At 41.0% G+C, this 20,170-nt stretch carries 19 protein-coding genes; 3 read left to right on the top strand and 16 right to left on the bottom strand.

Annotated elements, in window-relative coordinates; genetic code table 11:
* Positions 1-62 precede the first annotated feature (62 nt).
* The 4 genes from AC0VX1_RS17310 to AC0VX1_RS17325 form a co-directional block, all read right to left on the bottom strand.
* Positions 63-1,229, bottom strand: coding sequence for a M14 family metallopeptidase (locus AC0VX1_RS17310; RefSeq protein ID WP_057278819.1), 1,167 nt, complete (start codon positions 1,227-1,229; stop codon positions 63-65).
* An 800-nt stretch (positions 1,230-2,029) separates the two neighbouring features.
* A complete protein-coding gene (locus tag AC0VX1_RS17315; RefSeq protein WP_475468076.1) occupies positions 2,030-3,883 on the bottom strand; it encodes an LTA synthase family protein in 1,854 nt (617 codons plus the stop codon).
* Between the two features lie 156 nt (positions 3,884-4,039).
* Entirely contained in the window at positions 4,040-5,011 is a 972-nt protein-coding gene (locus AC0VX1_RS17320; protein WP_413011581.1) for an ROK family glucokinase, read from the bottom strand.
* A 14-nt stretch (positions 5,012-5,025) separates the two neighbouring features.
* The gene (locus AC0VX1_RS17325) at positions 5,026-5,235 is read right to left on the bottom strand and encodes a YqgQ family protein (RefSeq protein ID WP_034308407.1); all 210 of its coding nucleotides are present in this window, start codon (positions 5,233-5,235) and stop codon (positions 5,026-5,028) included.
* A gap of 212 nt (positions 5,236-5,447) precedes the next feature.
* On the opposite strand from AC0VX1_RS17325, the gene AC0VX1_RS17330 reads away from it, so the two are divergent.
* Complete coding sequence (locus AC0VX1_RS17330; RefSeq protein ID WP_034308408.1) at positions 5,448-6,305, top strand: hypothetical protein; 858 nt, start codon at positions 5,448-5,450, stop codon at positions 6,303-6,305.
* Here AC0VX1_RS17330 and AC0VX1_RS17335 read toward each other — a convergent pair.
* The 5 genes from AC0VX1_RS17335 to AC0VX1_RS17355 all read right to left on the bottom strand — a co-directional run bounded on the left by AC0VX1_RS17335 (position 6,300) and on the right by AC0VX1_RS17355 (position 9,899).
* Positions 6,300-7,838, bottom strand: coding sequence for a rhomboid family intramembrane serine protease (locus AC0VX1_RS17335; protein ID WP_475468079.1), 1,539 nt, complete (start codon positions 7,836-7,838; stop codon positions 6,300-6,302). The two genes, AC0VX1_RS17330 and AC0VX1_RS17335, sit on opposite strands and share 6 nt — an antisense overlap.
* 165 nt (positions 7,839-8,003) lie before the next feature.
* On the bottom strand, positions 8,004-8,192 hold the full coding sequence (locus AC0VX1_RS17340) for a hypothetical protein (RefSeq protein ID WP_034308414.1): 189 nt from the start codon (positions 8,190-8,192) through the stop codon (positions 8,004-8,006).
* Positions 8,193-8,268: 76 nt separating this feature from the next.
* Positions 8,269-8,841, bottom strand: coding sequence for a 5-formyltetrahydrofolate cyclo-ligase (locus tag AC0VX1_RS17345; RefSeq protein ID WP_475468081.1), 573 nt, complete (start codon positions 8,839-8,841; stop codon positions 8,269-8,271).
* A gap of 182 nt (positions 8,842-9,023) precedes the next feature.
* Entirely contained in the window at positions 9,024-9,173 is a 150-nt protein-coding gene (gene rpmG, locus AC0VX1_RS17350; RefSeq protein WP_028391797.1) for a 50S ribosomal protein L33, read from the bottom strand.
* Between the two features lie 117 nt (positions 9,174-9,290).
* Positions 9,291-9,899, bottom strand: coding sequence for a hypothetical protein (locus AC0VX1_RS17355; protein WP_057278825.1), 609 nt, complete (start codon positions 9,897-9,899; stop codon positions 9,291-9,293).
* A gap of 426 nt (positions 9,900-10,325) precedes the next feature.
* Between AC0VX1_RS17355 and AC0VX1_RS17360 the strand changes: the two genes are divergently transcribed.
* Both AC0VX1_RS17360 and AC0VX1_RS17365 read left to right on the top strand, forming a co-directional pair.
* Positions 10,326-10,706 (top strand): hypothetical protein, encoded by a 381-nt coding sequence (locus tag AC0VX1_RS17360; protein ID WP_134782268.1) that lies wholly within the window; start codon positions 10,326-10,328, stop codon positions 10,704-10,706.
* 2 nt (positions 10,707-10,708) lie between these two features.
* The gene (locus AC0VX1_RS17365; protein WP_475468083.1) at positions 10,709-11,140 is read left to right on the top strand and encodes a hypothetical protein; all 432 of its coding nucleotides are present in this window, start codon (positions 10,709-10,711) and stop codon (positions 11,138-11,140) included.
* Between the two features lie 68 nt (positions 11,141-11,208).
* Here the strand turns inward: AC0VX1_RS17365 and phoU are convergent, their stop codons facing one another.
* From phoU to AC0VX1_RS17400, 7 genes are all read right to left on the bottom strand, one after another.
* Complete coding sequence (gene phoU, locus AC0VX1_RS17370; RefSeq protein WP_048682139.1) at positions 11,209-11,862, bottom strand: phosphate signaling complex protein PhoU; 654 nt, start codon at positions 11,860-11,862, stop codon at positions 11,209-11,211.
* Positions 11,863-11,881: 19 nt separating this feature from the next.
* Entirely contained in the window at positions 11,882-12,709 is an 828-nt protein-coding gene (gene pstB / locus AC0VX1_RS17375; RefSeq protein ID WP_413011572.1) for a phosphate ABC transporter ATP-binding protein PstB, read from the bottom strand.
* 15 nt (positions 12,710-12,724) lie between these two features.
* The gene (pstA, locus tag AC0VX1_RS17380) at positions 12,725-13,603 is read right to left on the bottom strand and encodes a phosphate ABC transporter permease PstA (RefSeq protein ID WP_034308427.1); all 879 of its coding nucleotides are present in this window, start codon (positions 13,601-13,603) and stop codon (positions 12,725-12,727) included.
* Positions 13,604-13,606: 3 nt separating this feature from the next.
* Positions 13,607-14,506: a phosphate ABC transporter permease subunit PstC gene (pstC, locus tag AC0VX1_RS17385; protein WP_052137399.1), complete on the bottom strand. Its 900-nt coding sequence runs from the start codon at positions 14,504-14,506 to the stop codon at positions 13,607-13,609.
* A gap of 138 nt (positions 14,507-14,644) precedes the next feature.
* Entirely contained in the window at positions 14,645-15,610 is a 966-nt protein-coding gene (locus AC0VX1_RS17390; protein WP_475468085.1) for a PstS family phosphate ABC transporter substrate-binding protein, read from the bottom strand.
* A gap of 210 nt (positions 15,611-15,820) precedes the next feature.
* Positions 15,821-17,995: a peptidoglycan D,D-transpeptidase FtsI family protein gene (locus AC0VX1_RS17395; protein ID WP_475468087.1), complete on the bottom strand. Its 2,175-nt coding sequence runs from the start codon at positions 17,993-17,995 to the stop codon at positions 15,821-15,823.
* Positions 17,996-18,188: 193 nt separating this feature from the next.
* Positions 18,189-19,409: an MFS transporter gene (locus AC0VX1_RS17400; RefSeq protein WP_063575671.1), complete on the bottom strand. Its 1,221-nt coding sequence runs from the start codon at positions 19,407-19,409 to the stop codon at positions 18,189-18,191.
* Positions 19,410-20,170 lie beyond the last annotated feature (761 nt).

Here is a 20,170-nt window from a genome sequence, read left to right on the forward strand (position 1 = left end):
GAGAAAATGTGGCGGATAATGATCTTATATTTTTTTGGAAGTATATTCATTAGGGGGATGCATCACATATATAGGCCTGCCATCAAAATCTTGACGGAATCTTCATATATACCAGGCAAATGGGATAGCGGAAGCGGATTGATGCCCTTTCCCAGTTCGATTGTGAATCCACCGCGTTTGAATTCCTGAATGAACCAATCTTTATACCCAGCATGGCTGTCAACGTATTTTACGGCCCGATATCCGCTGCGCTCCTCAAACTCCCTCGCAACATTCGCTGCCTGTTCAGGTTCATGTCCCTCATATCCCCAATAGAATTCTTTTCCCTGGGTGTGAAGTGCAAGCACTCTTTCAAAATTCCGTCTTATTGCCAGCTCCTTCATGGCCAATGCTTCTGGTTCTGATAACGCGGTTTCTCCTGGAAAATCCCTCGGGGCAGGGGCTTTTGGAATCTTTCTGCGCTTTTCAACCTCCCAGTTAGCAGGATATTGGTTATTCAGGTCTACACCGCGGATATTGGCTTTCCAAGCATAAAAGGCAGGATTGCCATTATTTATTTTTAAAACATCAACCTTCCCCTCTGCCGCCTCCTCCCCCTTTAGGACAAGGTCGACTCCATCCGGATTCACCATTGGAACGATCGAAATGGACATATCCCGGTAGTACGGCATACAGTCCATTCCGCAAAGTGTACGATCATTCGTTACTGCCAGCAGAAAATCATTCAGCCATTTCATCAAAACAGCCGTAGTGATCCATTCATTAGCGTGGAATGAACCGTTATAATGTATGATCTTTTCACCTTGACCGATTCTTACCTCAAGGAGTTCTTTTCCCAGCACACTCTTTCCGACCGATTCAACCTTAATAAAGGGGTAATGACAAGATAGAACATCAAGATCGTCAAGAAGAGATTGATATTCGTAGGGCTTGTCGGTGACTATCACGGGATTCATCACCCGGACGGGTACCGAAAAAGGCTTTTGTCCATCTTGATTCAATAATACTATCCCATCGATTGGCAGGTGATATTGTAAAGCGATTTCAGCAAAATCGATATCTAACCGGGACTCTTGCTGAACAATGTATCCAGGTATCTGTACTTCGATGCCATTTGGCAAAACTCCGCCAGTAATGGCCGGATTGGCATCCTCAATCAAAACCCGGGGAATTTGGAACAATTGACTATAATATGCCAAATCATCCCCGCTTCTGCTCACAACTTTCATTCAGCCTCCGCCCCTTTCATTGTTTTATCTTTATGAAGGGAAAAACAGAAAGATGTTCAGGAAGTCTCTTATTTCATAATTGTAAGGGGTACTGATTTCCCTGAAAAAGCGAAAAAACCTGGATTGCGCCAGGTTTCAGTAGACAAACTCGATGAAAATCAACTACAGTTTTTTTAGGTTTTGTGCAATTTGAACGTCGATTTCCTCTTCAGGCACTCGCTTTCCGCGGGCGGTCCGCCCTCGGCGCCTTTGCGCCTGCGGGGTCTCCCTGGACACGTTTTTCCCGCAGGAGTCTCGCACCTTACGTTCCAATCAACTTTGTTTTAACTTTTAGATAGAACACTTTTTTTGTTTAGTATTAAAACTTGAGGTGACTAAAGAAACTTTCAAAACAAGATTCTATTCAGCGATATCGGCTTGAAATAATTGCTTTAGATATTTGATCCATCCAAACGATTTTTTAGCCCGCACGCTTGTAATACCAGGTATGATAGTAATTTCCTAAAGGTCTATAGTGGAAGAGTTGATTGGAAGAGTTGAAACCGGAAGCTGTAGCCGCAGATGCCTTATAAAACACCTGTGATTACGAGATACTTATTATCGTGAGTATCAACACCGAAACATAATTGGGCAACAAGTTTGAGCACAATGTACGGAAAGAAAAGATCCTCAAAAGTAGTGACACGTCCTAATTGGCCAGAATAAGTGGAAGAATCACGAGAGGTCAACTGTTTTTCTATACCTGCTTCAATTCCAATAAAGAATCAAAAGGAAACCTGGATTGCGCCAGGTTTCCTTTTTCAAGGCTGCTCATAAAATCGGAGCAAATCTCCGTAAATGATTTTGTCGGAGTAATCAAGCTCCTGCTTTGCCTTTTCCAAATACTTCTCACATGAATCCTTTGCAGTCGCCGCCCCGGTGTTTTTATCATAGCAGGTATCCATCGTATAGAGGTAATCCTTCGTGATGAAACTGCTATCGCGAAGAACGGTGAACTCTAATTTCTCTTCGGAAAATAGATCTTTGCCGAATTCAATATAATCATCATTTTCAATTCCCAATAAATGAAGGAGAGTCGGCCTTACATCAATTTGGCCGGAAACGGTGGAAATCGTTTTTCCCTTCTGCCCGGGGACATGTATGATGAGCGGGACACGCTGAAGCTGGATCGATTCGAAAGGAGTAATTTCCTTCCCAAGGAACTGGCTCATGGCAGAGTTGTGATTTTCAGAAATTCCATAATGGTCTCCATATAGAACAATGATGGAATCCTCATATAATCCATTACGTTTCAAATCGCCGATAAACTGTTTCAAGGATTCGTCGGTATAACGTACGGTCGGAAAATACTGATTCAATGTTTTGGAATTCGAATCGTAAGGTTCCAATGTCCGGTCTTCTTCATTCAAAGTGAATGGAAAATGATTGGTTAACGTTATGAACTTGGCATAAAAAGGCTCAGGCATCCTCTTCAAGTGAGAAATTGATTGCTTGAAGAACGATTTATCATTCAAACCCCAATTGATGGAATTCCCTTCAGACACTTTGTATTCATCACTATCATAAAACCGTTGGTACCCAAGAGAATCGTACATTATATCACGATTCCAAAAGCTTTTATTATTGGCATGCAAGGAAGCCGTATAGTACCCTTTTTCCGTTAAGATTTCAGGTGTGGCTTTGTATTCATTTTGGGCATGAGTGAAAAATACTGCACCTCTACCTAAAGGATAGAGGGAATTCTCAATAATGAATTCTGAATCGGATGTTTTCCCCTGGCCGGTTTGGTGATAAAAGTTATTGAAATAATAGCTATCTTTAATGAATTGGTTCAGAAAAGGAGTGATTTCTTCCCCATTGACAGTTTTATTGATGACAAAGCTTTGAGTGGATTCCAATGATATAATAATCACATTTTTGCCTTTTGCCAGACCATAAAGTTCATCATTAACTTCTTTTTGATTGGCACGGACATAATTTTCAATTTCCGACAATTCACTGCCATCAGCAAGTGCACGTTGAGCTGATGATTTCGTCTGTAATATTGCATCATAGAGGTGATAATGGTACGTACCGATATTCTTAACGAGGATTTCGCGGTCAAACGTTCTTGTCAGGAGTTCAGGACGAGCCGCTTCCGCTAAAGCTAAGTTAAAAAATGTCACTCCTAAAGCCATTAACAAATAGAATTTACGATCCTTTGGATTGTAATGACTTTCATGGAATGCTTTTGGTTTGTATTTCAGCAGAAGCATCAAGCACAGAATATCGGCAAAATACAATAGATCACTCGGATTGATCAATTCATGTACACTGCTTCCAAGGTCGTTCATATTGCTCGTTTGAAAAAGAACGGGAATGGTTAAAAAATCATTGAAAAAGCGAAAAAAAACAAGATTGGCAAAGAGGACGAAGGTGATGAAAAAACTCATGATCAATAAGTATGCAGTCCGTCTATTTTCTTTTAAAAATAGATTCACGCCAAGTGTAAGTAAAAGGAAACTGACAGGATTGATGAATAGTATGAACTCCTGGATCCAATTATCAATATCTATCTCAAAACTTGTTTTATAGGCGCTATATGTTTTAAGCCAAAGTGAAATCAATACGACCCAAAACAATGAATACCCCTGTTTTTTGAAGCCCCTTTTCAATCCTGGTCCCTCCTCATCGAAGAAGCGCTGAATCTGCGATCCAGAGCGCCTCAATAATGGGTCATGGTTCCCCCCCCCCCTCAAAAAGGGGGAACTATCTTTGAAGATTCCATCTTTTTTTCTTATAACCCCAGATTGCCAGAGGGCAGTATGGGATCACGTATTCATTTGGCTTTTAATGAGCCAGGCTGCACCTATTACCCCTGCATCATTGCCTAGAGTGGCCAGGCTGATTTTCGTTGATTTACTAACCCGTTTGAATGCATACTTTCCGAATGCAGAACGGACAGTATCAAGCAAAATGTCTCCCGCTTGTGAAACGCCGCCGCCAATGACGATTTTATCTGGATTCATGACATTCCCAACATGTGATAGTGCCAGCCCCAAGTAATTGCCTACCTTATCCACCACAGCTTTGGACAAGGGATCACCTGCTTCGGCGCATTGGAATAACAGTTTGGAAGTAACCGTATTCCCCTCTTCTACTTTCTGCTGAAGCAATGACTTTTCATCGGCGGCATTCAAGGCTTCTAAAGCCATACGGACGATTCCCGTTGCCGAAGCAACCGTTTCCAAACAACCAGTCTTGCCGCAATTGCATGGTGCCCCTCCGTCCGTTACGACCGTTATATGGCCTACTTCCCCAGCAGCTCCACTGGTACCATGGACGATTTGGCCATTATGGATGATTCCGCCTCCTACACCCGTTCCCAAAGTGACACAAACGAGGTCTTTGGCTCCATTACCGGCACCTTTCCACATTTCTCCCAAAGCTGCCATATTGGCATCATTATCGATCACAGCTGGAAGAGCTGTCTCCACCTCCAATAAATCTTTTAAAGGATAGTCCTTCCAGCCAAGATTGACGGCTTCATATATGGAACCGTTAACAAATTTCACAGGACCGGGAGCACCCATTCCTATCCCAACTATCTTACTCTTCGGTTCATTAAGTTCCACGAGCTTCGCATCAATTGCTTTGGCTATGTTAATCGTAATGTATTTTCCCTTTTCGGAGATGTCCGTGCTGATTTCCCATTTATGAATGATTTCTCCGTACAAATTGATTAAAGCCAGTTTGGTAGTTGTACCGCCTAAATCCACACCCATCAGCCACTTTTCCATCATTCTCACCTTTTTTATCAATTTTTTTTCTGTTTTTCCCTTTCAAGAGACGATTGCTGCCTGATTAAAAGAATCGCCATTTGATAATCTTTCGTATCCATCATCTGCATACGGTGGAGTTCCCTTATTTCGGCCTCCATCAGTTCAAGCTCGGCTAAGCGATCGCCAATATAGATAAATGTACCAAATCTTTTTAAGTATTGTTGAAGATCATAATATGTTTTCATAGTAAACCTCTTTACTCTTTTCTTTAGGAAAGTATATCGAATCAGCACCTTTGTAACAAGCGCCCATTTCCTCTTTTGATAATTTCCCCATCCCCCTCATACATGTCCAACTGTATTCATATGATGAAATATCAAGAATGTGGACTCCTTTGATTGATTTAACAGCTTAATGTTTTTAAACCATTCATCACGCGTGAAAACGGAGGGGAAAAATGAAAGTACAATTGAAGTATACCGTCTTTTTGGTTTTAACCACCATTTTTGTCATCCTTTATTTATCAAATCATAAACGGACAGAGGAAACCATCATTTTTTTTCCCATCGATTCCTCGCTCCATTTTGAACATGCTTCCACCCATCTGACACCAAAGGGAACCGGGGATTCCACCTATACCATCACTTGGAGGGTGGATTCTACGTTGGACCAGCCTGCTTACTTACGTCAGGACGTATCGCTTTTATACAAAAATGGAAAATTGGCAGGGGCTTTAAAAAATTGGCGCCAAAATAAACAAGAACTCTCTCAAAAAGCGAAATATAAAGAATCCGAGAGTGGGCGTTATGAAGCTGTAACGTTTCATTATGCCGAGGTTCATCCAAGTGACACCATTTTCACCAGTGCCCAGCAGCTCAGTAAAGATAAACTCTATACAGTAACGACACCGGTTTTTCAATTTTTCCACCGCCCCCTTTCAGAAGAACAGATTCAGTGGAAAAAAACGCTGGACGGCTTGACAGATCAAACGGTTCGAAATGGTTTGGAGAAAGCCGGGCAAGCCTTTCAGGTCAATCTTGATCAGTACAAAATCATTTCTTTAACAGATCTGCCTTCAAAGAAAAATCAATGGCTTGCTGCCTTCCCCCAATTCAAACGGGAAGAAATTGTGGGAAAACTATGGGAAGGACTATACAAAAATTATGTGTTGGGAGTAAAAAAGGAGGATGGCTCCACTGTGAGTCCACAAGGTAGCACCATCCCCCTATTGCTTATGGCGAAGAATCAAAGGGAAATACTTGTCTTGTTTACCCTGAAAGACGGTACTCCAATCATGCTGCGTCAAGAGTTATAGTTGCTTTTCGATTTCTTCCAGTAGTTTAGTGTATGACTTATTATCCGGGGCAAGCTCAATAGCCTTATCAGCTTGCTCTTTAGCTTGGTCGAATGATTTGAGATTCATGTAGACCAAAGCAAGATTGTAATGGGCTTCATGCAAATCCGGGTTACTTTCAATCGCTTTTTCATAATAACCCTTTGCCTTGTATATGTCCTTTTTATCAAAAGATAAATTTCCGAGCATAAAGAGCGATAGCGGTGCATCAGGATTTGAATCCACATATTTGAATAACATCTCTTCCGCCTTATCCTTTTCATCATCATCAATATACTTTTGGGCCAGCATTGCCATGGTATTATCATCAATAGCTGCACTTTCCTGATGATTGAAACCAAATTGCAGCAGGGAATAGGTCAGTATTACCGTCCCGATCAGAAAAGCCAGCTGCCGAAGGATATTCTTGGATCTTGGAAGATGTACCACTCCAGCAGCCAAAAACCCACCGATCAAACCTCCGATATGCCCTGCATTGTCAATTCCCGAAACGCTGAAACCATATATTAAGTTGATGATGATCAACACGATCACCGATGAGCCCATCGAGCGCATGAATAATTTCGGATAGACGATGCCAAAGTACAAAAGTGCCCCAAAACAGCCAAAAATGGCTCCGCTCGCTCCTGCGGAAAGGTTCGGGGTCATGATGAAGCTGCCTAGAGTTCCAGCGAAACCAGCGAATATATAGATGAAAAGGAACCTGGCATTACCGTAAATCCTTTCAACTTCAGCACCAATCAAATACAGCGAAAATGTATTCATCAGTAAATGAATGAACCCAATATGGACGATCATCGGTGTAAAGAACCGCCACCATTCCCCTTGGATGATATAAGGGGAAAATTTAGCGCCAAACTCAATCAAAGTCTTGGAATTGGTGCTGCCCCCATTAAACTCCATCAAGATGAACACTGCTATTTGTACCGCCATGAATATATATGTAAAGAATGGCTTATTGGCATTTTGAAATACCTTCTGTTCGGCCTTAGCCTTTTTGACTGACTCCGAGATGGCGTTCTTCTTTACTTCAAGAACCTTTTCCTCATCTATTTCATTTTCCTCAAGAACTTGAATTGAAAGTGGTTTTTTCAAAACATGTTCAAGGTTTTGCAACGAATCATGAAAGTTCTCACAAGTTAGAAGGAACGTGTTGACATCCGTCTTTTTAAAGGAGGCCACCCGTGAACTAAAGTCATGATCATCGACCGGGGCGAATTTACTAACATAGATACTTAATATGTTTATGGGCTTTTTATATAATTTCCTTCTGATTCTTTCCCCATTCTGCAATGTTCGCTCGATATCGCGTTTCAGCCAATTAGCCCAATCCAAATCATGGCGGATGAGTCTTATGACTGGAAACTCCTTATTCTTATCGCTCTCAAGCCAAATCTCCTGATGGTTTTCCGTGACTGTGATCATTCGATAATCGTAATGGGCAGACAACTCCCTTATGGTTTCCCAAAAAAAATAATCCTCTTTAAATCCCAATGCCTTCCCCACTTTCCAATGAAACTTAAGCTTCTAAAATTCCTGTTCTTTAATTAAAACTATAGACGAAATCATGTAAAAAGTAAAAAAGGAGACTGTTTTCCCGCTCCTAAAAATAAAAAAAGGAACCCTCGGTCAGGTTCCCTTTTCAAGATGCCGGCATCCTCATTTGGTCTGAGTGAACATGCTTTGCATCATTTTATCCCTGAACATTGGCATATCCAAGGATTTAGTCACTAGAAATCTTCTCAGTATGCCGTTGGACAGCGCAACATTAATCAGGCGGTACCGGTTTTTGTAACCTGCATAAACAGCTAAACCAACCAAGAAGATCTGAATAATTAATCGAAGCATAACAATCCCTCCTATCAATAGTGTGATACAGGATAGGATTTTTATGAGCTAAAAGTGATAATTAATGAACTTCTTCTTAATGTGCGTACGTGCGTATAACCTTGGATGGGGTAATGAGTTTGCCCACCGCTAGATCATGTACCTCTATCGGGAGTTCATCCATTAATTGGAACTCGTATGTAAGGGCCAATGTATCTCCTCGGTAATTAGATAGGAAACGGTCATAATAACCCCCTCCAAAGCCTAGGCGATACCCTTCCTTGGTAAAAGCAAGTCCGGGTACGATCAATGCGTCCAATTCCTCTTTGCTGGCCTTGGCTGTTTCAGCCACTGGTTCCAGCAATCCGTAATAAACAGACTCGAGCTGATTGAAGGACGAAATTTTTTTGAATTCCATTGTCTTTTTTTCGGGATCACATTTTGGTACAGCCACTACTTTTCCTTCGCTCCATGCTTGTTCGATGATCCGTACCGTTGGGACTTCAGGGGGAATGGAGATGGTGATGCCAATGGTATCAGCATTTTTCCATTCTTCCAAAGCGAATAAGTTTTCAGCGATTCTGGTGGATAGTTCTTCATGTTCCTCTTTAGTCAGCTGCATTAAACGGGACCTAATTTCTTGACGGAGCTTATTCTTGTTTTCTCTCATCTCTTCCGACTCCTTTAGTCTACTTCTATCATTATCTCATAATATTTGTCCATTTACGAAAATACGGTGTCGGAAATCGCCGAATCATTCGTGCATTCTGGTGAAAATATTCACTAAAGGAAAGAGAGAAAAGAGGGACTTAAAAAAATGCATAAAAAAAACAACAGGAAAAATCCTGTTGCTTACTTTGTTTCACGGTGAGTCGTGCTGCGTTTTTCTCTTGAGCAGTATTTTTTAAGCTCAAGACGGTCTGGATTGTTACGTTTATTTTTTTTAGAAATATAGTTACGGTCTCCACATTCAGTGCAAGCTAATGTAATATTTACGCGCATTGTGTATTTCCCTCCAAACATATTGACATTTTCACATAGGACTTTTCTATAATATCATTATTCAATGCGAATTGCTAGTATGTTTTTCGGGAAATCCAACATTACTTTTTCGTATTCTTAATTGTTTACGTTTTGCATCGTCAGGAGGAGTTGATTATTTATAACTTTCGCTTCTTCTTTCGTATCAGCATGAATGACCCAAGCCACAGCTTCCACACATTCTTTCGGTAAGATTTCCGTTTCTAGCGTAAACACACTGGTAACTTCCCCTTTGGCGAGCGGTGAATAAGCCAGGAGACCTTCTTTCAATGATTTGAAGCATCCTTCTTGATAAAGGCTTCCCTTACCTTGGATGCAATATTGAGAGATGCTTTTCCCTTTCACCAATCCCCCCAATAGGGCAATCGATTGAGGGGCTACATGTAAAATCGCCCGTTCATTCGGGCTGTAAAAAGCCACCGCCTGCCTTTCGAAAGCGTTTTCATAGTGAAAAAACACTTTTGGCCGCTTGGTCTCGAATGAGGTATTCCTGATCGTGAACTTCGAAAAGGTCACCTGCCCTTGGGTATACGTCTGTGAAAGTGTCCGGATCTCTCCATTAGGATGACTCATCATATCCTCCTCAGGATACCAATCAAAACTCTCATCCATCCATAATCCAGCCTTTAATCCCTTACGAAATAATTCCTGGTTATCCTGTGGCATATACGCGGATAGCGAATTCATATAATCATCCCTTCCCCTTCTTTTATCTTTATATTACTTATCGTTAGGCGCTGACAGTGAAACTATCCACTTTAAATTCTGCACACCATTTTCTTATAGGATCATTGATTTTTAATAATTCAAAATATTTCGTTTTTTTGATTTATTCTATCTTTATGTTAGCACTGAATTGGCTGATGGACAATAAACACATTTTGTCGAATTTTATGTACGTTATCTTTCAAAGGTTTTTTTCCCATTTTCATGCCTAATTTTTTTCCATCAACGACGGTCACATCGCTTTTCGACAATATTTGAAAAAAAACAGACAATAAATGAAGTTTACTGCCTACTTCCGAAAATATAAAAATATGAAAATCCCCAGTTTTTTTCGAATATGTGTAAACTATAAGTATATTGTCGAAAATTATCTTCTGAGGTGAAACCATGGAAACACTTATCGTCCTCCTTTTTTCATTAGCGATCGTCCTTCTCATCATTTCCTTTTTCGGTAAAGATAAAGTTGCCAAATTAGAAGAAGATTTAGAACAGATGACACTAACGTATATGCAGGATATCTACCAATTAAAGAAGAAGGTGAAGATTCTTGAAGAGGAATTCGTTATCCAGGACGACCCTGTTCCCTCTGTAAAGGATCAATCAACTGTCACTTCCAATGATATCGAACCCATACATGAGATTCTAAAAAGCCAGGTTCTATCTTTATATAGTCAAGGTCTCACTTTGGACCAGATCGCTAGACAATCCTCGTTAACGAAGGAACAAACCATTTCAGTGATTGAGCAGCAAAGATTGCGGGGTGAATGAACATGAATAAAGCAAGACTGCAAGGTCTTTCCGCCGGCATCATTTTTACAACAACAATCTTTGCTGCCTTTTATTATGGCACCGATAAGTTCGAAGGCACCACTCCCTCTGCGGAGGAAGCTAAGGAATTGCTCGTAAAGAAGGGATTCGTCGTTACACTTCCTACCGAGGAAGCTAAAAAGACCGTCCAACCGAAGGATCCGGATAAGGTTATAATGGAGAAGGAAGCTTCAACCTATACAATTAAAGTGAAAACGAATATGAACACAGCCGAGATTGCCGATCTCCTTTCCAAGGAAAAAATCATCGATGATGCTGCTGAATTTGAAGCTTACATGAATGACCGGGATTTCTCGAAAAAAATACAAATCGGCGAGTTTGTTGTTACGAATAATATGACATATAGACAATTGGCCAATACATTGACACATTAATGAATAAGAGAGACTTTTAAATGGACTATGTCCGAGAAAAAGCCTCTCTTTTTTCAATTAGAATGGGGTCATTCATTCCTGCTGATATATCTACCTCTTACAAGGAAGTAAATATTCTCTGCGATATTCGTTGTATGGTCCGCTGTCCTTTCCAAATATCGAGCAATTAGGGAAAGCTGCGTAACCTGCTGAAGGTTTTTTTCATCTGAAAGGCGTAGGAGACTTCGAATCATTTCTCCATAAAAGCGATCAACCTCATCATCCATTTCAATGATTTCTCTTGAAAGAACAACATCTTCCTTCTCAAATGCTTCTATTGAAAGTCGAATCATCTTTAATGTAATATCATGCATCTGCTTTAATGGTGTTAAAGGCAGAATAAATGGCTGGTCACCGATTCGGATCGCCGATTTGGCGATATTCACACCAAAGTCTGCCATCCTTTCAATATCCGAGGCGATTTTTATGGCTGCAATGATACGCCTTAAATCAATCGCAACCGGCTGTTGCTTAGCAATCAGTAAAATCGCAAAGTCATTTATTTCCTCTTCCAGTAAATCAGCTATTGTATCATCATCAATAACTTCAAGAGCCTCATCTACATTATTGCTTTCCAGTGCGGCATATGATTTTGATATGGCGCCAGAAGCTAAATTAGCCAACTTCACGATTTTCTCTTGCAGCTCTTTCAATTGAAGCTCGAAATTTTCACGAACGATCATTATCGCATCTCCTTTTCTCTTAACCGAAACGTCCGGTAATGTAATCTTCTGTTCTTTTATCATTCGGATTAGAGAAGATGGTATTTGTATCAGAATATTCGATGACTTCCCCATTTAAGAAGAAGGCTGTTCTATCAGAGATACGTGCTGCCTGCTGCATGTTATGGGTAACGATGATGATGCTGAAATCCTTTTTCAGTTCCTGGACCAATTCTTCTATTTTCAACGTGGATATCGGATCAAGGGCAGAAGTAGGTTCATCCATTAGAATGACATCTGGTTCGATTGCCAAACATCTGGCAATACAAAGACGCTGTTGCTGTCCACCTGAAAGTCCATATGCATTTTCATGCAGACGGTCTTTCACTTCATCCCAAATCGCTGCCCCTTTTAAACTCTTTTCGACAATCTCATCAAGAATTTTTTTATTTTTAATTCCATGGATCTTTGGTCCATATACAACATTTTCATAAATGGATTTAGGAAAGGGATTAGGCTTTTGGAAGACCATCCCCACCTGTGTCCTTAAATCTTCCACCTTATAGGACTGATCAAGGATATTCCTGTTCCTATATTTAATCTGTCCTGTCGTTTTCACATCCGGGACTAGTTCTATCATTCGGTTCAATGTTTTAATGTAGGTGGATTTCCCACATCCTGAAGGCCCTATGATGGCCGTCACTTCATTTTGGTGCATATCCAGATTAATATTTTTCAAAGCATGGTTTTCTCCATACCATAAATTAAGATTGGATGTTTCATACACCTTTTCCGACAAGGCAGCTGATCCGACATTATTGATTTCGATAGCCGGTGACTCTTTTTCTCTCGTTAAGGTCATATTCATGCTTCCTTCCTCCTATCAGTATCTTTTCTGGAATTTATTTCGAATTATAACGGCTATTGAATTCATGATTATTAACAGGATGAGTAAAACGATGATTCCCGCGGCAGCAACCTGCTGGAATTCCTCCTGCGGACGAGATGTCCAATTATAGATTTGCATTGGCAGCACTGTAAATGTATCCATGACCGTTTGAGGTAAAAAGGCGATGAACATTGGAATGCCAACCACCACCAATGGCGCCGTTTCACCGATTGCCCGTGACAAAGCAAGTATTCCTCCAGTTAAAATGCCAGGTATCGCAGCAGGCAGGACCACTTTCAAAATGGTTTGCCACTTTGTTGCACCCATTCCAAAAGAAGCTTCCCTTAAATCACGAGGTACGGCACGTATGGCCTCCTGTGCAGCGACTATGATGACCGGGAGAACGAGTAGGCTCATGGTCAGGCCCGCTGCCAATATGGACCGGTCCAAGGCAAGAGCACGAACGAAAACCGTTAAGCCCAGTAGTCCAAATACAATTGACGGGACACCTGCCAGATTGGAAATATTCACTTTGATAAAAGTGGTGATCCAATTCTTCCTCGCATATTCCTCTAAATAAATGGCCGTTCCAACACCAAGTAGCAGGGAAACCGGGGCCACCACTACCATCAACCATATTGAACCGATCAGCGCTGCCTTTATACCAGCCTCTTCAGGTTTCCTGGAAGCGAAATTCTGAAGGAAATCCCCATTCAGACTACCAATTCCTTGAGTGAATATCCGATAAAATAAGATGGCCAATACGAGGAGGCCAACCAATGTTGCCAAGAAGAATAATCCTTTACAAATCGTGTTAACAGCAAGCCTAGCAGGCATTTTTTTTGCAACATGACTTTTGTTTATCAGTTTCATGACTTAATATTCCTCCCTGAACTTGCGAGAGATGAACTGCGCCAGTAAATTCATGACAAGCGTAAAGACGAACAGTGTCATTCCAACCGCATATATGCTGTAGTAAATCGTTGTCCCATACCCTGCATCCCCCGAACTGACCTGAACGATATAAGCGGTCATCGTTTGAATCGATGAAGTGACATCCATGCTCATATTTGGGGTCGAGCCACCGGCAACACTCACAATCATGGTTTCCCCGATCGCTCTGGATAAAGCAAGAACGATGGATGCCACAATTCCAGAAATGGCTGCTGGCAATACCACTTTAATTGTCGTTTCAAGTTTCGTTGCTCCTAAAGCATACGCACCTTCGCGAATCGACTTCGGCACTGATACCAGGGCATCTTCCGACAAAGAAGCTATCATCGGCATGATCATGATACCTACGACGATTCCAGGACTCAGGGCATTGAACATGTCAAGGGAAGGAAATAAATCCCGCAAAACCGGTGTTACAAAAGTTAAGGCAAAAAAGCCATAAACGATAGTAGGAATCCCAGCTAAAACTTCTAAAATCGGCTTGATGATTCTCCGTGTTTTCTCTGATGCATATTCACTCAAGAAAATGGCTGTTGCAAGTCCTACTGGAACTGCAACCACCGCTGCTATGACTGTTATCTTCAACGTTCCAACAATGAGGGGCATAATTCCATAGGAAGGTGCAGATGCAAATGGCAGCCATTTAGCTTCCGTAAAAAATTCGACGATGGATACTCTGTCAAAAAAGATGAATGTTTCAAATATAAGGGTCAGGATGATCCCGATTGTAGTAAAAACGGAAATTGCCGCCGTAAGGAACAAAAGTTTAGGCATGACTTTTTCCATATTGATTTTTTTCTTACTTTTCTTTTCCAGAATCATTTGCTGTACAGAATAGGTTTCTGTTTTTCTAAGTTCCAACTTGCATCCTCCATTTCAGACACGCAATATTTGGATTTACAAGCTGTTCCCCCCGCCTCAATCGAGTCAAGGCGGGATTTCAATAGCCTGTAATATCGTTTATTTTTCCAATTCTTTTAATTTATCAAGATCTTTCTGGTACTCTTCTTCCGGCAGGCTGATATAACCCACTTCTTCTGCAAGCTCTCCTGCATTTTCAATGACGAATTGAGTATAATCTGCAACTTGTTCTTTTTCAGCTACCAACTTATTAGCTACATATGTGTAAAGTGGACGTGACAATGGTGCATACTCCCCACTTTTAATCGTTTCATGCGTTGGCTCTACAGCACCTTTGCCGTTGTCGATGGAAATGATCTTTAACTTATCTTTATTTTCAGAGTAGTAGGCATAACCGAAGAATCCAATCGCATTTTTATCGCCTTCTACACCTTGTACAAGAACGTTATCGTCTTCTGAAAGCGTAGCATTTTCCACCATTGGTTTTTCTTCAAGGATCACTTCATTGAAATAATCATATGTTCCTGAATCTGTTCCCGGAGAGTAGAATTTAATTTCTTCGTTCGGCCATTCAGGACGTATATCAGACCATTTCTTCACCTTTCCATTATCAATCCACAGTTTTTGAAGTTCTTCAACTGTTAGTGAATCGATGAAATCATTATCTTTATTGGCAACGATTGAAATACCGTCAAATGCCAGTTTCAATTCTGTATATTCAACACCCTTTTCATCAAGTAAGGCACTTTCTTCTTCTTTCACCGGACGCGATGCATTGGCTAGGTCCGTATCACCAGCGATGAATTTCTTGAATCCCCCACCTGTTCCTGACGCTCCCACTGAAACCTTCACATCAGGCTGTGTAGCCATATATTCTTCCGCAACTGCCTCCATGATCGGAAAGACCGTTGAAGAACCATCCGTAATAACTTCTCCCTTGAGTTGATCTGAAGCCGCTTCATTTCCTTTACCGCTGTTTGAAGTATCATTAGATCCACATCCAGCTGCCACTGCGATTACTCCACCCATTACTGCGGTCATAGCCATAAATTTGAAACGTCTCATTTGTAAATCCCCCTAAGAATTTTATATGAATATTTTGTCCTACTCCCACATCATACTTTCAGACTGTAAATTCCGTTTAAAGCATTTGTAAATATTCAGTAAATAATTGTGTACTTATTGTAAAGATGTAAGAACAGTGCTGATCCCTTTCTTAAAATGCAAAAAAAACACGTTTCCGGTTTTACCCAAAAACGTGTTTTTAACCTTTTATTATTCATTTTCCTGGCTTTTCCTAACTTCAGCCTGGTCCTTTTGAACGTCTTTACCATTCTCCACCTTCAAATCGGTCGAGGTTTCGGTATTTTCCTTATCCTTCTTAGCCCGTTCTTTTTTCAGTTCGAAATAGGTATCCATAATTTCTTCACCTATCTCTTTACTCATGCTGTGGCCTGTATGTCCTTGGTATGCCCACGGTACAACGACCGCAAAAGCGACCTCCGGATTTTTGGCTGGGGCATAGCCAACAAGCGTGATGTTCATCGTTTCTTGGGGCTCGCTATAATCCAACCGGTTCGGGCCGTCATAGAATGCTTCCGCCGTCCCGGTTTTAGCTGCCACTGTATACGGTTTATTCCCAAAATACTTATAAGCCGTTCCGCCTTGTTCCATCGCAACTTTATCGAAACCGCTCTGAACACGTTCAATCCACTCTTCCTTCATATCAAGACGATTAAGGACAGTCGGTGAAACGTCTTCGGCAACAGGTCCCAATTGCTCATTATTATCAACAGGATCACGGATTTCCTTAACCATATGCGGCTTCATGCGGTTACCGCCATTCGCAATGGCAGAAACATATTGCGCGAGCTGCATTGGTGTGTACGTATCATACTGTCCGATAGCAAGGTCAAGCAGCTTACCTGGAGATGTTTCGGAACCTTTGAACCCGCTCATTTCATTCGGGAGATCAATCCCTGTACGGACTCCCAATCCAAACTGGGCAAATGAATTCCGCATGGTCGAAAAGGCGCTAGAACTAATATTCAATGGCTCATTCGGCACATAATGCGCACCTGCAATATTAATGGCCGTCCTGAACATATAAACGTTCGAAGATACTTTCAATGCTGTCAAATCATTAATGTTCCCGAAGTTACTATATGAACCTTTTGCTGGTGTACCTTTGATTTTCAGCTTCGTATCATAAAAGTACGTACCCGGCTGGATCGCACCCTGCTGATAACCGGTTAAAACGGTAGCGCCTTTAACCGCAGAACCCATCGTATAGGAAGTCGTGATATTTCCTAATGCGAAGTCCTCAATCGAGGATTTCCCCGTTTTTGGGTCCTTCTCATATTTCTTGCCAGCCATCGTCAATACTTCCCCTGTATCGGGATCCATCATGACGACAAAGGCCCTGTCCAAGAATTTGGTGTTACCCATTTTTTTCTTGGCAATCAATTGCTTTTCAATGATTTCCTCTGTTGCAAGCTGTAAATCCATATCAACTGTCAATATAAGATCTTTTCCCCGTGAACCTTCGGTAATCACTTCGGAATCGACGACATTTCCTGATTTATCGGTCACATTCCTTACTTTCGCTTTCTGCCCTTGGAGGATATCTTCATATTGCGCCTCGATATAGCTCTTTCCTACGCGGTCATTCCGGCTATAATCACGTGCAAGGTAGTAGTTCAGGCTTTCACTAGGCAACCCTTCTTCAGATGAGGAAACTTTACCCAATACAGATTTAAGTGTTTTATTATAAGTATAAAAACGATCCCAATCTGTAGATATATCGACCCCTGGGAGCGAATCAAGGTTTTCACTCACCTTGGCGAATTCTTCTTTTGTTACTTTCTTGTTTTTCACAATTTGCGGGGTAAGGGCATATCCGCTTGCAAATTCCCTATAGATGGCAAGGACTTCCAGATCTTTTTCCGAAAGCTTTGTTTCTTCATCAGTAATCCGATCAATCTGAAGCTTATACAAATCACTTTCTTCCATCTCGCCCTCTTCCACTTTTTTGCGCTCTTTATCGGTAATCTTTTTTTCGGCCAGCTTCGGATTCTTCAAAATCCAAAAATCCTTTTTATCGCGTTCAGTCACTTTGTCTGTTTCCTTTTCGATCAACTTCGCGAGTTTCTCAGCCGTTTCCACCATTTCTGTTTGTTTCGTACCTTGCTTTCGTGTATATGTAATTGCATCCAGTGGTTGGTTATCGACCATAAGTTTTAAATTACGGTCATACATTTTCCCACGGGGCACCGAATTATTCACGGTCACTTCCTCTGTTCTTTCAATCTCACGCCGGTAATCATCACCATAAACAATCTGTACAACACCCAAGCGTAAAATTAAAGCGGAAAACAAAACAAACACTAAAAAGAAAAGAATATTCAATCTGAAAGGCACATGCGTCTTTTTCTTTTTCTTTTTATTCACACTAAGCCACACATCCTTTTTACATAGTCATAATAGGTCCTATACCATTCTATAGAACATTTATATTTTTTTCTACCTTAGTGTTCTAGAAATATTAAACATCTAACGAACTTTACATAAAAAGTGACTTACGGCTCATATATCCTAAATCCGTAAGTCAAGTATATTGAAAAAAGGCCTCTAAGGCCTCTTTTCAATCTTGGTCAATGATATCGATTTTCCGTACAAACCAATATATCACAGTATGCCCTGCCCCGACGATTAACAGATAAACCGGCAGTAATTGCTTTAGGTCGAATAACATGACGGAAAGTATGAACCCTGATATGGATACAATCCTTCCAATATGAACGAACAATTCCCGGACAACGATATATTCAATCCTCATTTCCGCTGCTTTCCAAGCCCGGCCTATAATATCATAGGTCAGTGATATATAAGGGACCAAAAGAATAGGATAAGCGGTTGCGACAATTGCCCCATAAATGAGAAGCTTCCCGAATGTGATATCAAATGCAATCAATAAGACCCCTGCATACAACAGGATTCCTCCAATAAGTATCGCCTTTTTGCGCATCGGCTGTTTTATATATCGTGAAGCAAAAAAATACGCAACGAATGATATGGCCGAATTTAACAGACCATAGCTTCCTAATGCAAGTTCACTATCCGTCTGAATGAAAACGGTAATCGAAATGATGAACATGAATGTGCCCTCTCGTATCCCTTGAAAAAAGTGAGCACGAGTGATCAAGAGCCAATTCCGATTATTTTTCCGTTCCTGCAATATCCTAAAGAAGCAGTACCTGCCATGAGCCGGACGTCTTTTTAACGAAAAGCTAAGAAAAACCGCAATGGAAAACAATAGCAAAGACAGCCCGAATACAATGGAATATCCCGTGAATTTCTCAAGCCTCGAAATGATGAACCCTGAAAGAATCGGACCGACCATTCCTCCAATGGATGATAAAATCCCTAAAAATCCATTGAAGAAATCCCTGGTTTCCGGTTCAGTTATTTCAAAAGTCAAGACATTATAGGCAAGCCAATAAAACCCATAACCGATTCCTAACAGCCCACCAAGCAACCAAAGGAAATCCGTTGCCCGTGTGCCGACCAATAGGACCGATAAATAAAACAGGGCCAAAAAGATAACACCCAGACGCAAAACAATGATTCGGTCAACCTTTTTTGCGAGCCTGCCGGCAAAGACAAAAGTAAGCGGTTGAAAAAGCACCACGGTTAGATTATATACGGCAATATCAACAATTTGACCGGATTGTTTCCACAAGTACACATTAACGAATGTATTGGATAAAGCAATACTTAGGCTGTACAGCCCGCCAATAAACAAAAGGAGGTGCAAATCCTTCTTCCCGCCCGCTTCACCCAACCATCTCTCTAAAATACCCATTGTTTTAACTCTCCTTTAAATTCCACTCTAGTGTTTGAAAAAACAAAAGAATTTATGTAAAAAAAGGTAAAGAAAACTCTTCGACTGGCGATGACAGAGAAGTAGTTGCCCTTATACTGTTTTCCTTAAAAGCTCTCTCAAATAAAATTAAGAACAGTGTAAAGAAAACTCTTCGATTGGCGAGCCAGGATGGCGACGACAGAGAAGTAGTTGCCCTTATACTGTTTTCCTTAAAAGCTCTCTCAAATAAAATTAAGAACAGTGTAAAGAAAACTCTTCGATTGGCGAGCCAGGATGGCGACGACAGAGAAGTAGTTGCCCTTATACTGTTTTCCTTAAAAGCTCTCTCAAATAAAATTAAGAACAGTGTAAAGAAAACTCTTGATTGGCGAGCCAGGATGGCGATGACAGAGAAGTAGTTGCCCTTATACTGTTTTCCTTAAAATCTTTTCCCTTTAAATCAAGAACAGTATAAAGAAAACTCTTCGATTGGCGAGCCAGGATGGCGATGACAGAGAAGTAGTTGCCCTTATACTGTTTTCCTTAAAAGCTCTCTCAAATAAAATCAAGAACAGTTTAAAGAAACCTCTTCGATTGGCGAGCCAGGATGGCGATGACAGAGAAGTAGTTGCACTTATACTGTTTTCCTTAAAAGCTCTCTCAAATAAAATTAAGAACAGTATAAAGAAAACTCTTCGACTGGCTAGCCAGGATGGCGACGACAGAGAAGTAGTTGCCCTTATACTGTTTTCCTTAAAATC

This window comes from Peribacillus sp. QJM3NY_7 (genome assembly GCF_056173225.1).

What these genes read in the sequence shown, in the direction of transcription:
- AC0VX1_RS17330 (WP_034308408.1), top strand. Translation starts at nt 5,448, where the DNA reads ATGAAAGTACAATTGAAGTATACCGTCTTTTTGGTTTTAACCACCATT.
- AC0VX1_RS17360 (WP_134782268.1), top strand. Translation starts at nt 10,326, where the DNA reads ATGGAAACACTTATCGTCCTCCTTTTTTCATTAGCGATCGTCCTTCTC.
- pstC (WP_052137399.1), bottom strand. Translation starts at nt 14,506, where the DNA reads ATGATTCTGGAAAAGAAAAGTAAGAAAAAAATCAATATGGAAAAAGTC.
- phoU (WP_048682139.1), bottom strand. Translation starts at nt 11,862, where the DNA reads ATGATCGTTCGTGAAAATTTCGAGCTTCAATTGAAAGAGCTGCAAGAG.
- AC0VX1_RS17340 (WP_034308414.1), bottom strand. Translation starts at nt 8,192, where the DNA reads ATGCTTCGATTAATTATTCAGATCTTCTTGGTTGGTTTAGCTGTTTAT.
- AC0VX1_RS17310 (WP_057278819.1), bottom strand. Translation starts at nt 1,229, where the DNA reads ATGAAAGTTGTGAGCAGAAGCGGGGATGATTTGGCATATTATAGTCAA.
- AC0VX1_RS17355 (WP_057278825.1), bottom strand. Translation starts at nt 9,899, where the DNA reads ATGAATTCGCTATCCGCGTATATGCCACAGGATAACCAGGAATTATTT.
- AC0VX1_RS17325 (WP_034308407.1), bottom strand. Translation starts at nt 5,235, where the DNA reads ATGAAAACATATTATGATCTTCAACAATACTTAAAAAGATTTGGTACA.
- pstB (WP_413011572.1), bottom strand. Translation starts at nt 12,709, where the DNA reads ATGAATATGACCTTAACGAGAGAAAAAGAGTCACCGGCTATCGAAATC.
- AC0VX1_RS17320 (WP_413011581.1), bottom strand. Translation starts at nt 5,011, where the DNA reads ATGATGGAAAAGTGGCTGATGGGTGTGGATTTAGGCGGTACAACTACC.
- AC0VX1_RS17390 (WP_475468085.1), bottom strand. Translation starts at nt 15,610, where the DNA reads ATGAGACGTTTCAAATTTATGGCTATGACCGCAGTAATGGGTGGAGTA.
- AC0VX1_RS17365 (WP_475468083.1), top strand. Translation starts at nt 10,709, where the DNA reads ATGAATAAAGCAAGACTGCAAGGTCTTTCCGCCGGCATCATTTTTACA.
- AC0VX1_RS17345 (WP_475468081.1), bottom strand. Translation starts at nt 8,841, where the DNA reads ATGAGAGAAAACAAGAATAAGCTCCGTCAAGAAATTAGGTCCCGTTTA.
- AC0VX1_RS17400 (WP_063575671.1), bottom strand. Translation starts at nt 19,409, where the DNA reads ATGGGTATTTTAGAGAGATGGTTGGGTGAAGCGGGCGGGAAGAAGGAT.
- pstA (WP_034308427.1), bottom strand. Translation starts at nt 13,603, where the DNA reads ATGAAACTGATAAACAAAAGTCATGTTGCAAAAAAAATGCCTGCTAGG.
- rpmG (WP_028391797.1), bottom strand. Translation starts at nt 9,173, where the DNA reads ATGCGCGTAAATATTACATTAGCTTGCACTGAATGTGGAGACCGTAAC.